Origin of the sequence: Clostridium sp. AF34-10BH (assembly GCF_003478095.1) — a bacterium.
In the GTDB taxonomy this organism is placed as follows: domain Bacteria; phylum Bacillota; class Clostridia; order Lachnospirales; family Lachnospiraceae; genus Acetatifactor; species Acetatifactor acetigignens.
Genome location: NZ_QUEC01000002.1, coordinates 138,089 through 152,211, shown reverse-complemented (window position 1 = coordinate 152,211; position 14,123 = coordinate 138,089). Strand labels below are relative to the sequence as shown.

Here is a 14,123-nt window from a genome sequence, read left to right as displayed (position 1 = left end):
ATTGATAAGAACACTCATGACAGTTGTGAAGTAATCAATAAATGTAGAGTGCAAGAATATTACAATTCATCAATAATGAGACCATTATTGGGGCGTGAAAGCCTTCTTAATATTGGTTCAGAAATTGTTGATAGTCTACACCAATATAAACATTTTGTTTTTAGGCAATATGCATCAAATAAATATCAAGTATGGACAAATAATCAAGTAGCAGGCAGTGGTTCAAGATTTATGTCAGATAACGGAAGTTCAACAGTTATAGGGTTAAGTAGAATACTAGATACATCAAAAGGTGAAAAATCACCATCTGGAGCAAGTGAATGTATATTCAGTTCAGATAATAGAGCCGAGTGTGAAAGTTTTATATCATGGCTAAACACGAAGTTTACAAGATTTTTTGTTGCATGCAATATTTCAAAATTAACTGGAATACTCACCAATGATTACTTCCGTTTCGTTCCCGCTCCACCATCAGGCAAGTTTGACCACATCTACACCGACCAAGAATTGTATGAAGCATTCAACTTACCTCAAAAATACATAGATATCATTGAATCAGTCATCAAAGAGCGAAAATAATCGAATATAATATAGCAAATCATTCACAATGTTCTTGTCATGTGATAAAATATGATAAGATATGCATAATGAGAATATTGGAGGTACAAACGAATGTATTCAGTAACCAAACGAATTAGCATGATAAAACAACCCCGTGGTGGATACATAAACAAAAAAGAACTTGTGGTAACTCAACTTGATGATGGAATTACATTGAATGAGAATGAGAATATCCATGCAAGTTTAGTTGGTCTTGCAGTTGATTATATGACCCGATTTTTGATGGGTGCCCAAAAAGAGGAAGCCTTTTCAATATCTTTGAAGGGTGCTTTGGCTTTGGATTTATTTACAGGGAATAAAAAGCAATCGTCAATGAAAAACGCTACAAGTCTATTAGCAGATATAAAAGGACTTGATAAAAAATCCATAACAAATGCTTGCAAATTGGTAGGATATGATGTTTGTTTTAGAGCTGGCATAATAGGGTATAAGCCGGTAGAAGAAATTAACCCCGATAAAGATACGATTGAAAACATTGTAACCATGATTAATCGTAGTTTATCTTTTTGGAAAGAATATGGACCTATAACAAAAGATGGATTTACATTTGAAGGCGGATACACAGACACTATATCTACTGGTGATGGAGACTATTTAACAAAAGATACATTATGGGATTTTAAAGTGTCAAAGGATGAGCCAAAGCCAAAATACACATTGCAGTTGTTGGTATATTATATCATGGGTATGCACTCGATTCATAAAGAGTTTAAGAGCATAAAGAATCTAGGTATATATAATCCTCGTATGAACAAAGTCTATACAGTAAGCATTGATACGATACCTCAATCAGTAATTAATGAAGTATCAAAAGATGTAATTGGTTATTAAAAATACAGTGGCAAATTAAAAAGGCTACCTCACCTCCCAAGTGAGATAGCCTTTTCAAAATTCCATTCTAATAAATTGCACGACAACTTAAAGCAAAAATGAATACCCATTAGTAAGAAGTGAATAGAAAATAAATAAAAGAGTGGTATTTCGTATAATTATGAGTTAATATGCATCAGACACACTTTTGTAAAAAGGGAGAAGAATTTTAATAGTTATAAAGGATATCAATCTTCATTCAGTAAAAATAATTATTGGAAGATTCAGTAAATAAGAGGACTGGCAGCAATGCTAGTCCTTTTTGTGACGTTTTTTTGGCAGAAAAATGACGTTTTCTTTGTTGAAATCTGTTGTATAATTGGAAACAAGAACAGTAGTTGGGGAATTTTCAAGGGAGGTATAGCTATATGAAAAATGACAACTCGAAAACACCATATGATTCTTATTTAGAATCACTTGAAAGAATGAGAAAATCGTTAATGCCATTAACTAAAACATTGTCTGAAATGACCCTTGATACATCGGCATTAATAGGAGCAGCAGGACTTATGAGCAGTAGAATGGCAGAATTGTGGAAAGGGTATGAGAATGTAGATATATCAAAATCAGCGTCAGCAGTATTGAAAGCTGCTTATACTCCTTTTGAGGTATCAGAGTCATACAAACAATCAATGGAATCTTTTAAAGAGATTGGAAGACAGTTTTCAGCAATAAACATGGCGGAAGAATATAGAAGAAGCCTAGATAGCATACAAAATATTGCAAAATCATTGATGTCAGTAACCACTATTGATACGGCACGTTCAATCCAGAACCTTCAGGAATCAATGAAACTTTTTACGGATAGTGTTATAGCTGAACAGATTAGTCAGTTAGAGAGCATTGATTACAGCAAAATTTTTTCTCAAACACTGCAAAAAAACGGAACTTTTAAAGATGCTGTCGATGCAGCGTATGAATCTCTTCAAGAGGAAGAGAACATCTCAGAAAATGTAGAGTTGGAAACAGACTTTGCAAGTGAACAGGAAATTCAAGACACAATAAATGACCAGATGAATAACCCTGTTGGTTTCCAAGAGAGAGTTGCAAATTGGGCGGCAGAAAAATACAAAAAATATTTTATTGTAATTAACTTTTGGTTACTTATATGGGGGATTTTTATTCAGCCTTATCTTCAGGAAAATTTGGGTCTTCCAGCTATGACTTATGTAGAAAGTAATGTAAAAGAACTTCCTGAAAAAGGAGCTAAAATTGTTGCCCAGTTGAAGGAAAATATAGAAGCAACCATTATTGAAAACACAAATTACTACTACAAAGTTACGTTCACAGACGAGGATGGTGTCCAGAGGGAAGGCTATGTTGCAAAGAGAAATTTGAAAATTATAAAAGAGCCAGAAGCAGAAGAAACGGAGGAAAAGTTACCTCCAGAAGAGTAATAAAAAGGTCTTCTATTGTATTCTCCCTGTCATTGACAGTAATACCAAAAACAGGTAAATATTTGAAAAAATCCCAAGACTTTCTTCTTTTGGAAGGTCAAGGGATTTTTCTTTCAGTGTCTGAAAAATCCGTTTATCACCTTTTCCCGACTGGTTAGTAATTTCCCCACCCATCAACACCTACACCCATCTACCATGTGATTTTCCAACCTCAGACAAAGCAAAAAACAGTAATAAAGCATTTCAGAAAAATATTTTCAAGTTTTCCACGCAGCATTTCCATGAATCCACCAGCACCATCCGAACAGGTGATGAAAGCACTGTGAACCACAGGAGCCAATCTGTCATGTGACCCGACATTCTCATTTTTGGAAGTAGTAGACCATTTTCAGACAGGTTGTTAGTTTTCTAAAGCGCAATAGTCACTTATTTTCCACCGCACTGACCTTTTTTCACTTTTCACCCCGATACGTTCATCGATTTTCCCACAGCGTTCCCCCTGATCGCATAGCGTCCCTACCCCAGAACAGTTTATTTCCGAACTACCTTACATCGTCCCCACCGAAGCCATACCCGTAGCGGTAACAGCACACCTTTTGAAAACGGAACGCATTTGTATTGCGCGCTAGATTAAATAAATTAAGAGGTATATTTACTTGTTAAATAATTAACGATGCACTGCTATGAAAGAATAAAAACATTCGGAAAATAGCGGAAATAATCTTGCATTTTGTGTAGGTCAGCGTTTCAATGGCATACACTGGTAAAAACCTCGTTCGGAGGATGGAATGGCAACTGGATCTGGCGCTAAGAGAGCAGCAAAGAACCGGGAGGTTTCCTTACGGAAGGAAACAGAGGTGCAGTGTGGAATTGTACGGTTACTGTACGAGGACGGAAGTTTATCGGAGAAGGAATATGAGGACATTGTGGAGTTGTTGTATGCAAAAGAAAAAGGAGGAAAACAGAAATGAGCGAGCTTTCAAAATTTTCGCCGCAGACACGGGTGGCAATCTACAACCGGGTGTCTACGGAGAAGAAGGTACAGATGGAGGCACTGGATGTGCAGGTGGCATACACGAGGAAACTGGTGGAGGACAATCACCTTACAATTGTGGATCAGTATATAGAGCCGGAGACCGGCACGGAGGCGGAGCATCGTCTGGAATATCAGCGGATGATTCGGGACATTAAGGCGGATCGGATCGATCTGGTGGTTGTGAAATGTTCGGACAGACTTTGCAGAGATCAGGCGGAATGGCACAATTTTGTGAAACTGCATCTGCAAAAGAAGTTTCAACTGTATTTTTATCTGGATGACCACATCTATGACCATGAGAGGGACGATATAAAATATTCTGTGCAGGCCATCGTGGATGCAGAGCAGAGTAAGATCACTTCCAAGAAAATCAGAGATATTCACAGCAACAGACAGATCTACGCCACGGGTTCCAAGGCACTGCATATATGCAGACCCTTATACGGCTGGGATCGGAATGTGGAGTTTATCGACGAGAACACCAAGCGTGTCTGGTGGACAGTCAACGAAAAGGAAGCCACAGAACTTCGCTACGCCTTGTCACTGGTGGAGCAGGGGATAGGTTTTTACCGTTTAGCCAACATCATGTATGACCGAGGGGTGCGGAGCAAAGGAACCACAGGGTATCACAAGATGCCTTCTGTGCGTATTGCGGCGAATACATGGAAGAAAATGCTGACCTCTCCGATGTTGCATGGAGACTGCATTTTACATAAGGAAGTCAGCAACTTCTACACCAAGGAGCGTGTGAAACTCCCGCAGGAGGACTGGATTTATAAGGAAAACGTGATTCCTCCCATCGTCAGCAGGGAATACCATGAGAAGATCGTTCAGATCATAGATGCAAGGCGGTTCCAGATGGGGTGCTGCAAGGGGCTGGCAGGTACCTACAAATGGAGTAACCGACTGGTCTGCGCAAATTGCAAGAAGCCATACTACAGAATGCACTACAAACTTAATTCCGAAAAAGTCATCACGTGGAAATGCAGCGAGCAGTTTCAGAGAACCCGAAGCGCCTGTGACAATATGGTGATAGCGGAGAAAGAGTTAGAGAAGCAACTGGCGGCAGCACTGAAAGAAAAATATGCCTACCTTTTCCATATCTCTTCCGGTTTAATCAACGATACGATTCATACCATTGAAAAGGCATTATGCAATTCCGACAATGGAAAAAAACTGAAGGCACTGGAAACCCAGCGTGAACTCCTTTTACGAAATAAGGATGTATTGTTTCATAAGTTAATGAACGGAGTGATTTCCGATGAGGACTTTGGAATCTACAAGGACAGACTGGAAAAGGAACTTCGGGAACTGGAAGAAAAGATAGAGGGACAGAAAGACGGGGAGAAGAGTCTGGCGGATCAGTACCGCCGCTTACAGCAGATCCGGGATACCATAGAAAACAAAAATTATAACGAGCAGGCGATTCTGGAAATTCTCTATGGCTGTGTGGAGGTCATAGAGATTCATAACAACGGGGATATGGATGTCACCATGAGCAGGGAACTGATGCGGAGTAAATTTGAACTGTACAGCATTGTGGAATCGGACTACAGTTTATTCCATTTTTCCTTCACTTATAAAAAAGAAACCATCTATGACCGCAATCGGAAAGCTTATAACGAGAAAGTACTGGAACTGATCCGAAGTGAAAAATACATTACGATTCCACAGATGGCGGAGCGGCTGGGGAACACCTACAGCTATACCTGGCACAGTATCCAACAGTTAAAGGAGCAGGGCAGGATCGTTTATATCAAGGAAAAGTTCGAACATAGCGAATGCTATTGGGAGGTGGTAGAGTAGCCAGCACGTTAAAAAAATATGCCACCAACCCGAACTCTGACAGTAGTTCCAGACCCCTTGTAACCCGGCATTGATTTCCGTCGGCCTACGGCTCGGTGTGGACAATTACTACCATTATTTTGAACAGTTCGGCCTAAAACAGCGCACCGGCATCGACCTGCCGGGGGAAGCTGGGACTATCATGCATAAAAAAGAGGATATGGGAAATGTGGAGCTGGCTACCGTGGCTTTCGGGCAATCTTTCCAGATCACAGCAATCCAGCTGCTGACCACGGCGTCCTCCATTATCAACGGCGGCAACCGGATCACCCCGCATTTCGGCATCGAGGCGTTGAACCGTGACGGGGAGGTGGAAGAGACCTTTTCCTATCCGGTGCAGACGGGGATCGTCTCGGAGGAGACTTCGGCTACTATGCGCTACATTCTGGAAATGGTAGTGGCGGAAGGCTCCGGCAGAAACGGTCAGGTACAGGGCTTCCGCGTCGGCGGCAAGACTGCAACCAGCCAGACCCTGCCCAGAGGAAGCGGACGTTACATATCTTCCTTTATCGGCTTCGCTCCGGCGGATGATCCCCAGGTCATCGCCATTGCTATTATCAATAATCCCCAGGGCATCTACTACGGGGGGCAGGTGGCAGCACCGATCATAAGGCAGCTGTACGAAAATATTCTGCCCTATCTGGGACTGGAGAAGACCGAAGAACCGGAGGAGACAGCGGAGTCCGGGGAGTGATGGCGGTCGCAGACTTCCCCAGGGACGATGTCGAAAACAATGGAAAGAAAAAGGTTCCGGCGGATGAAAATTTGACAAAATCCGCTGATGCCACCCTTTATAATGTTTCTGAAGGAGGGGTGTGATGCATTATGAACTCTACTTAGACAGTCTGTTCCTCCTCAATTTCGGGATGAATCTGCTGCTGCTTTGCCTGGTGGATCACAGCATGGGCCACACTGCCACGTGGTACCGGCTGCTTGCGGGAGCAGGGGTCGGAGCGGTCTGGTATCTGTTTCCTTTTTTATGGAAAGGAACAGCCGCCGGGAAGCTGTTGCTTTGTTTTCTGCCGGGGACAATACTTATGCTGTATGTGACATTTCACATTCGCAGCCTTGGGACGTTGTGGAACTATTTCCGAAAACTGATGCTGTCCACCTTCCTGATCGGAGGCATTCTGGCGGCACTGCTTCGGGGATTCCCGATGGGAAGAAATTATCTGCCTGGGATCGGTATGACCCTGGGAGTCGGAGCATTCTCCGGCTGGATACTTGTGCGGGGGCGCAAAAAGGAAGCGGAACAAGCCTGCTATTGTGAGGTAGTGTTACAGGGAGCGGAGGGACCGTTGCGCATTCATGCATTGGTAGACTCCGGCAATACCCTGACCGAACCTATCAGCGGAGCACCGGTATCGGTGCTGGACGCACGGATATTTTATCGGCTGTGGCCGGAGGGACTGCCTGGATTCCGGGTGATTCCTTATCACAGTGTAGGGAAAAAGAGCGGGATCCTTAAGGGATATCCGGTGCCGCAGATGACGCTCATACAGCAGGGTGTGGAACGAGAATACAGAAATGTATACCTGGCAGTGAGTGAGGAGATCGCGGGAGAAGAGATCCCGATGCTGTTACCTCCTGCGCTGTTGCAGGAGACGAACAAAGCACGGAGGAAGAAGGAAAAAATAAAAGAGCCGGACAATCCGGCAAGGCACAATGTGGCAGATAGGAGTAAATATGGTCTTAAAGATAGCAATACCGGGAAAAATGCAGTTTAAAATGATGCGCAGGGAGCCTTATCTGCTGCACCGGAAAGGAGATGTCCACTATATCGGTGGCGCGGAGGTACTGCCGCCGCCCCTGCCCAGTGAGCAGGAGAATCAGGTGATCGGTGATCTGGGGACGGAATACGAGGATGAGGCGAAAGCCATCCTGATCGAACATAACCTGCGTCTGGTGGTCTACATAGCCAAAAAATTCGATAACACCGGTGTAGGGGTGGAGGATCTGATCTCCATTGGCACCATCGGACTGATCAAGTCTATCAACACCTTCAATCCGGAGAAGAATATCAAGCTGGCAACCTATGCTTCCCGGTGCATTGAAAATGAGATACTGATGTATCTGCGCCGGAATAACAAGACGAAAATGGAAGTCTCGATTGACGAGCCGTTGAATGTAGACTGGGACGGCAACGAGCTGCTGTTGTCGGATATTCTGGGGACGGATGAGGATGTGATCTATCGCGGTATAGAGAATGAGGTGGAGCGGAAGCTTCTCATGAATGCCGTGAGCAAATTGTCCAAGCGGGAGAAGACCATCGTCAGACTTCGATTCGGACTGGGGACAGTGGACGGACAGGAGATGACCCAGAAGGAAGTGGCCAATCTGTTGGGAATCTCACAATCCTATATTTCCCGACTGGAGAAAAAGATCATGCGGCAGCTGAAAAAGGAGATCAGCCTGCATATTTGACTTTGCATTCGGGACGGATACATGATACTATATAACATGTGCAGAATTGTGGGAGCTGCGTGGCAACAGAGCAGTTCGTGAACCATATAATACAGACAGGATAGTTTTCAGGTAACGGAATCGGAAGTAACCAAAAAGGACAAATACATGATACAGCGTGATGATATATTATCCATGGAATATTTAAAAAAGACGGAATTCACCGGATGCCACCAGGGGATGCGTTACCGTCTGGAGCAGACTGAGGATCCGGAAGGCGGCAAAAAGCTTCTCGTGACGGTCTGGCCGGAGCCCTTTAACTTTTTAAAGACACCGGAGGAGAAGAAGCAGAGGGCCATGTTCTCCTTTGACGAGGACGGAGTGGTGGATGCGGTCGGCTGGATGAACGACAGATTATTTGAGAACAAAAAGCTATGGGACGAGGCGCCTTCCCGCTGGGACACTTACCAGATGTAAAACGGGAATTTTAAGAGACAGATATAGGATGAAGAAAGAATGATTTGGAAATATATAATAAGGGATCTGAACGGTGCCATACAATATCTGCCCTATGGTGTGATGGCCGGTGCCGTCATGGGACTGATCCTGAATGCAATGAATGCCAGGAGGGAGCGGAAGGGAAAAGAAGCCTTTCCGATGGCAGGTCTCATGGTGTTTTCTTTGTACCTTATGATCATACTGGTGATTACTTTTTTCTCCAGAGAGGATGGCAGCCGGAACCGTGCCATGGATCTGGAGCTTTTCTCCACCTGGGGGATCAATACGAGAAATAACGCCTTCGTGGTGGAAAATGTACTGCTTTTCATCCCGTATGGCTTTGCGTGCCCCTGGGCATTTCCCTGGCTTAGGGGATTTTTCAGGAACATCTTTGCGGCTTTTGTGACCAGCCTGGGCGTTGAGACGATCCAGCTGATCACCGGCAGGGGATATTTTCAGGTGGACGATATCCTGACCAATGTGCTGGGAGGAATCATCGGATACTGGATGTTTTGGCTGGTGTATCATACGTTACAGAGAATACGAGGATCAAGGTCTATGCGGTAAGATAGCCTCGCATAGCTTTCAATGCATTTTTTTCGAGACGGGAGACCTGGGCCTGGGAGATGCCGATCATGTCGGCGACCTCGGTCTGGGTCTTTCCTTCGAAAAAGCGCAGAGAGATGATATGACGCTCTCTGTCGTTCAGACGTTTCATGGCTTCACTGAGGGAGAGATGTTCCACCCACGTCTCTTCCTTATTTTTTTTATCACTGATCTGGTCCATGACGTAGAGGGTGTCACCACCGTCGGTGTAGACCGGTTCGTAGAGGCTCATGGGATTCTGCATGGCATCCAGGGCATAGACGATATCCTCCTTGGAGATACCTACTTCTGCGGCAATCTCTTCCATGGTGGGCTCCTTCAGATTTTTCCTGGTCAGGGTATCGCGGGCGTAGATTGCCTTGTAGGCGGTGTCCTTCAGAGACCGTGAAACACGGATACTATTGTTATCACGTAAAAATCTGCGTATCTCACCGATAATCATTGGAACTGCGTAGGTGGAAAATTTTACACCCAGCGTGGAATCAAAATTGTCGATGGCCTTGATCAGACCGATACAGCCGATCTGGAACAGATCGTCCACATTTTCCGCACTGCCGGAAAAGCGTTTGATCACGCTCAGAACCAGACGCAGGTTGCCTTCGATGTAGGTCTCTCTGGCGGCGGTATCTCCCTCCCGGATCTTTGCGAAGAGAGCTTCCTTGTCCGCTGCCTTTAGCAAAGGCAGTTTTGCTGTATTGACACCGCAGATTTCTACTTTTCCCTGTACCATAGAGACCTCCCAAGTTTTCTGAATCGTTGCTGATTTTTGATAACTACAGTATTCACAGGAGAGTCAGTGACTATACCGGCAAGAAAGATTTTCCAGTTTTTCCCGAACGGGAAACGGAGCGGTATCATATAATAAATAGAAAGAAAACGGGAGGAGCAGAGTATGCTTTTTTCCGAGTTAAAATGCAAAGATGTAATCAATGTCAGAGACTGTAAAAAGCTGGGGCATGTATGTGATCTGGAGTTCGATGAGTGCAGCGGATGCATCTGTAAGATCATGGTGCCGGGATGCAACCAGTGGCTTTCATTTCTGCGCTGTGAGCCGAATATCGTCATCCCGTATAAGGACATCAGACAGATTGGACCGGACATAATTTTAGTTGACATTAACTGCTGAATCTTCTATAATCTTAACATAAATAACACGTGGTTTTTATAAGGAGGATGCCTATGAAATGTCCGTTCTGTAGCCATGAAAATACCAGAGTGATCGATTCGAGACCGGCGGAAGATAACAACTCCATTCGCCGCCGTCGTGTATGTGATGAATGCGGCAAGCGATTCACCACTTACGAGAAGATCGAGACGATTCCGCTGATCATTATTAAAAAGGATAATAACAGAGAGGCCTATGACCGTGCCAAGATCGAGGCAGGGGTGCTCAGAGCCTGTCATAAACGTCCGGTCAGCGCACAGCAGATCACGACTTTGGTGGATGAGGTGGAGAACGAGATTTTCAACAGGGAAGAACGGGAGATCCCCAGCGGCACCATCGGTGAGCTTGTGATGAATAAGTTAAAGGATCTGGATGCGGTCGCTTATGTAAGATTTGCTTCTGTATATCGGGAGTTCAAGGACGTGAACACCTTTATGGATGAATTAAAGAGTGTCCTGAATGACAAGAATCACAATTAAGTTCCGGAAGACTTAAGTTTTCGTAAAAACAGTCGATATTATAACTGAAAATACAGCCAGATAAAGCTGGAATTTCGCATGGCATGTGCGATATAGAAAAAAGAAGGACAAGGAGGTGAATACATGGGAATCGGCGGAATAGGCGGAGTGAACAGGATCAGCGGAATCGGTAGAATGCAGGATTACAGCATACAGATGCCGCAGCCGGCGAAGACAGTGATCGTGGAAGAGACCGGGGCAGAATCCCATGTAGCATCTTCGGAACAGATAAATTCCGGGAATTCCGGTGCGGCGAAGGAGAAAACTCCGGTTCAGGAGAAGAAATCCAACGCAACGTTAGAGGACATCTCCATTACGTTCCACAAACAGGACGATTTCGGCTACATTGGCAGGAACAGCGATATCCATTCCCTGGATGTGGAGAAGGCGATCTCCGATATGCGTAAGGACCAGATCTTACAGCAGTACCAGTACTTTGTGGGAAGCAAAACGGTATTTACAGAATAGTTACCTCCGTCTGTCAGGCGTAAGCATGACACCGGAGGTATTTTTTAATTTTTTCGGAAGAAGTGATACAGACAGAAAAAATAGATTCCGGCAAGTACCAGCTGGCTGACCAGAATCCCCCACAGATATCCCTGCATACCGATCACGGGAATGGCAAAAAATACGAACAACAGCCGGATTAAAAGGCAGACCACGTTGGAGAAAAAGATCCGTCCCGCCATGCCAAGCCCCTGCAAAATGCTGGAGAGAGTGGTATCCAGATACAGAAAAGGACAGATGAAGCCCAGAGTCACGATAAAATGACCGGCCAGTTCACTGTGGAACAGTTCCGTTCCCATCCAGTCACCCAGAAACAGAAAGCCGCATAGACAACAGGCACCCATGAGACTGCAATACTTTACGGTGCGCAGGGTGGCGTTTATGACGGCTCCACGGTCTCCTTTGGCATGATTTTCGGAGATGGTGGGCAGGAGAAGGACCGCCACGGAACTGGTGAGAGCATTGGGAAAAAAGATCATGGGCATGGCCATACCGGTGAGTACGCCGTATACACTTAAGGCTGTGGTGGTATCATAACCGTAGAGCAGAAGCTTCTGGGGAATGGAGACAGCTTCGATGCTCTGCAAAATATTCAGAACGATACGATTGGCGGTCAGGGGCAGTGCCATGCCCAACAGATCCCGGTAGACCGCGGAAGAAGGACAGATATTTTGCAGGGAAAGAACAGAGGCATCCGGATACAGGTGTATGTACAGGCAGATCAGAGCGATCAGCATGGACAGAAGCTCGCCGACGGTCAGACCTAAGACGGCCGCATTGATGGAGGGGGTGCGCCCCTCAGACAGATCGGTTCCGGTGACGAGAAAGACACAGCCGACTCTGGCCAGCTGCTCCAGAAGCTGCGTGAGGGCAGGAACGGAAGCTTTCTTTTTTCCATAAAAATAGCCGTTGATGCAGGCATGCAGCGCGGCAAAAGGAATAGAGAAGGACAGAATCCGCAGCATGGATATGGTACGGGCTTCTTTTAACAGGAAGGTTCCTATGGGTTCTGCGGCGAGAAACAGGACAGTATTGACTCCAAGGGACAGAGGGAGCGTGATGCTTGCCCCGGTCAGCAGCGTTTTCAGGTCATCGGAACGCCGCCCCACAGTATTGGCGGCAACGAATTTGGAGATGGCGGTCTGGTAGCCGGCAGCTGTCAGGGAAAAGGAGAGAGACAGTGCGGGACTGAGCAGCTGATAGATCCCCATTCCTTCTTCTCCGAAGAGCCTGGACAGGTAGATCCGGTAGAAAAAACCGATGATGCGGGTGATAAGACCGGTGATCGTCAGAATCAGAGTACCGAAGATCAGAGGATGACGTTTGGCATGCTTCATAGCTTTTCGTTGGATCCTTTGCAGATAAAAGATCTTGCAAAAGTATATTCCATCCACCTTGTTGACAGAACTGCGCGGTGAATGCTATCATGAATAACAGTGAAATAAGCATGAAAATATGCGGAAATGAGGCAATATGATATATTTAGATAATGCAGCAACTACCAAAACGGCACCGGAGGTCGTGGATGCGATGCTTCCGTACTTCAGTGAATACTACGGCAATGCCAGCACCATCTACAGTCTGGGTGCCGAGAGCAAGAAGGCCATGGATCATGCCCGCCAGACCATCGCAGACAGTCTGGGTGCAAAGCCGGAAGAGATCTATTTTACTGCCGGCGGTTCCGAGTCCGATAACTGGGCGCTGAAAGCTACCGCAGAAGCCTATGCTTCCAAGGGAAAACATATCATTACCACGAAGATCGAGCATCATGCCATTCTTCATACCTGTGAGTATCTGGAGAAGCGAGGCTTTGAGATCACTTATCTGAATGTGGACAGAGACGGACTGATCAGTCTGGATGAGCTGAAGGCAGCCATTCGCCCTGACACGATTCTGATCAGTGTAATGTTTGCAAATAACGAGATCGGTACCATCGAACCCATTGCCGAGATCGGTGAGATCGCGAAGGAGCACGGTGTATTGTTCCATACCGATGCGGTACAGGCGTATGCACAGGTTCCCATCAATGTGGATGAAATGCACATCGACATGCTCAGTGCCAGCGGCCACAAATTAAACGGCCCCAAGGGTATCGGCTTCTTATATATCCGCAAGGGTGTGAAGATCCGTTCCTTTGTACACGGCGGAGCACAGGAGAGAAGCCGCAGAGCTGGTACAGAGAACATTCCTGGTATTGTGGGACTGGGTGCTGCTGTAGAGCGCGCTATGCGTATTATGGATACCAAGACCCGCAAGGAGATCGAACTGCGGGATTATCTGATCGGACGTCTGGAGAACGAGATCCCTCACTGCTGGCTGAACGGTCACCGCACGAAGAGACTTCCGAACAATATCAACTTCTCCTTCCTGTTCATCGAAGGAGAATCCATGTTGATCATGCTGGATATGAAGGGCATCTGCGCTTCCAGCGGTTCCGCATGTACTTCCGGATCTCTGGATCCTTCCCATGTACTGCTGGCTATCGGCTTAAAGCATGAGGAAGCACACGGCTCCTTGCGTCTGACCTTATCTGAGGAAAGCACGAAGGAAGAGATGGACATCGTGGCGGAAGAAGTGAAGAAAATCGTACAGAGACTGCGGGATATGTCTCCTTTATATGAAGATTTCCTGAAAAGCCAGAAGAACAACTAAGTGAG

The 14,123-nt window shown here is 45.6% G+C and carries 16 protein-coding genes; 14 read left to right on the top strand and 2 right to left on the bottom strand.

All coding sequences use genetic code 11. From position 1 onward, the window contains the following. The first annotated feature begins 87 nt into the window (after positions 1-87). The 10 genes from DWZ61_RS02675 to DWZ61_RS02630 all read left to right on the top strand — a co-directional run bounded on the left by DWZ61_RS02675 (position 88) and on the right by DWZ61_RS02630 (position 9,237). Positions 88-579: a hypothetical protein gene (locus DWZ61_RS02675; RefSeq protein WP_145985599.1), complete on the top strand. Its 492-nt coding sequence runs from the start codon at positions 88-90 to the stop codon at positions 577-579. A 93-nt stretch (positions 580-672) separates the two neighbouring features. Next, positions 673-1,452, top strand: coding sequence for a hypothetical protein (locus tag DWZ61_RS02670; RefSeq protein WP_118502561.1), 780 nt, complete (start codon positions 673-675; stop codon positions 1,450-1,452). Between the two features lie 407 nt (positions 1,453-1,859). After that, positions 1,860-2,888 (top strand): hypothetical protein, encoded by a 1,029-nt coding sequence (locus DWZ61_RS02665; RefSeq protein WP_118502559.1) that lies wholly within the window; start codon positions 1,860-1,862, stop codon positions 2,886-2,888. A gap of 788 nt (positions 2,889-3,676) precedes the next feature. Further along, on the top strand, positions 3,677-3,859 hold the full coding sequence (locus tag DWZ61_RS02660) for a hypothetical protein (protein ID WP_118502557.1): 183 nt from the start codon (positions 3,677-3,679) through the stop codon (positions 3,857-3,859). Beyond that, positions 3,856-5,730, top strand: a complete 1,875-nt coding sequence (locus DWZ61_RS02655) for a recombinase family protein (RefSeq protein WP_118502555.1) — start codon at positions 3,856-3,858, stop codon at positions 5,728-5,730. Before DWZ61_RS02660 ends, DWZ61_RS02655 begins: the two co-directional genes overlap by 4 nt. A gap of 70 nt (positions 5,731-5,800) precedes the next feature. Beyond that, positions 5,801-6,463: a penicillin-binding transpeptidase domain-containing protein gene (locus tag DWZ61_RS02650; protein ID WP_118502552.1), complete on the top strand. Its 663-nt coding sequence runs from the start codon at positions 5,801-5,803 to the stop codon at positions 6,461-6,463. 124 nt (positions 6,464-6,587) lie between these two features. Next, entirely contained in the window at positions 6,588-7,496 is a 909-nt protein-coding gene (locus tag DWZ61_RS02645; protein WP_118537309.1) for a sigma-E processing peptidase SpoIIGA, read from the top strand. Next, positions 7,456-8,193 carry an RNA polymerase sporulation sigma factor SigE gene (gene sigE / locus DWZ61_RS02640; protein ID WP_022313471.1) on the top strand — a complete coding sequence of 246 codons (738 nt, stop codon included), beginning with the start codon at positions 7,456-7,458 and terminating at the stop codon, positions 8,191-8,193. Before DWZ61_RS02645 ends, sigE begins: the two co-directional genes overlap by 41 nt. Positions 8,194-8,340: 147 nt before the next feature. Next, positions 8,341-8,649 carry a hypothetical protein gene (locus DWZ61_RS02635; protein ID WP_022313472.1) on the top strand — a complete coding sequence of 103 codons (309 nt, stop codon included), beginning with the start codon at positions 8,341-8,343 and terminating at the stop codon, positions 8,647-8,649. A gap of 39 nt (positions 8,650-8,688) precedes the next feature. Then, positions 8,689-9,237 carry a VanZ family protein gene (locus DWZ61_RS02630; RefSeq protein ID WP_117464758.1) on the top strand — a complete coding sequence of 183 codons (549 nt, stop codon included), beginning with the start codon at positions 8,689-8,691 and terminating at the stop codon, positions 9,235-9,237. Here the strand turns inward: DWZ61_RS02630 and sigG are convergent. After that, complete coding sequence (sigG, locus tag DWZ61_RS02625) at positions 9,227-10,006, bottom strand: RNA polymerase sporulation sigma factor SigG (protein ID WP_118502548.1); 780 nt, start codon at positions 10,004-10,006, stop codon at positions 9,227-9,229. The two genes, DWZ61_RS02630 and sigG, sit on opposite strands and share 11 nt — an antisense overlap. Positions 10,007-10,168: 162 nt before the next feature. Here sigG and DWZ61_RS02620 point away from each other — a divergent pair, with 162 nt between their 5' ends. The 3 genes from DWZ61_RS02620 to DWZ61_RS02610 all read left to right on the top strand — a co-directional run bounded on the left by DWZ61_RS02620 (position 10,169) and on the right by DWZ61_RS02610 (position 11,427). Then, on the top strand, positions 10,169-10,402 hold the full coding sequence (locus tag DWZ61_RS02620; protein ID WP_022313474.1) for a YlmC/YmxH family sporulation protein: 234 nt from the start codon (positions 10,169-10,171) through the stop codon (positions 10,400-10,402). Positions 10,403-10,455: 53 nt separating this feature from the next. Next, positions 10,456-10,920 (top strand): transcriptional regulator NrdR, encoded by a 465-nt coding sequence (gene nrdR, locus DWZ61_RS02615; protein ID WP_022313475.1) that lies wholly within the window; start codon positions 10,456-10,458, stop codon positions 10,918-10,920. A 123-nt stretch (positions 10,921-11,043) separates the two neighbouring features. Continuing rightward, on the top strand, positions 11,044-11,427 hold the full coding sequence (locus tag DWZ61_RS02610) for a hypothetical protein (protein ID WP_118537308.1): 384 nt from the start codon (positions 11,044-11,046) through the stop codon (positions 11,425-11,427). Between the two features lie 44 nt (positions 11,428-11,471). Here DWZ61_RS02610 and DWZ61_RS02605 read toward each other — a convergent pair whose 3' ends face one another. After that, the gene (locus tag DWZ61_RS02605) at positions 11,472-12,803 is read right to left on the bottom strand and encodes a polysaccharide biosynthesis protein (RefSeq protein WP_118537307.1); all 1,332 of its coding nucleotides are present in this window, start codon (positions 12,801-12,803) and stop codon (positions 11,472-11,474) included. A gap of 136 nt (positions 12,804-12,939) precedes the next feature. On the opposite strand from DWZ61_RS02605, the gene nifS reads away from it, so the two are divergent. Continuing rightward, entirely contained in the window at positions 12,940-14,118 is a 1,179-nt protein-coding gene (gene nifS / locus DWZ61_RS02600) for a cysteine desulfurase NifS (protein ID WP_022313477.1), read from the top strand. The last annotated feature ends 5 nt before the right edge of the window (positions 14,119-14,123 follow it).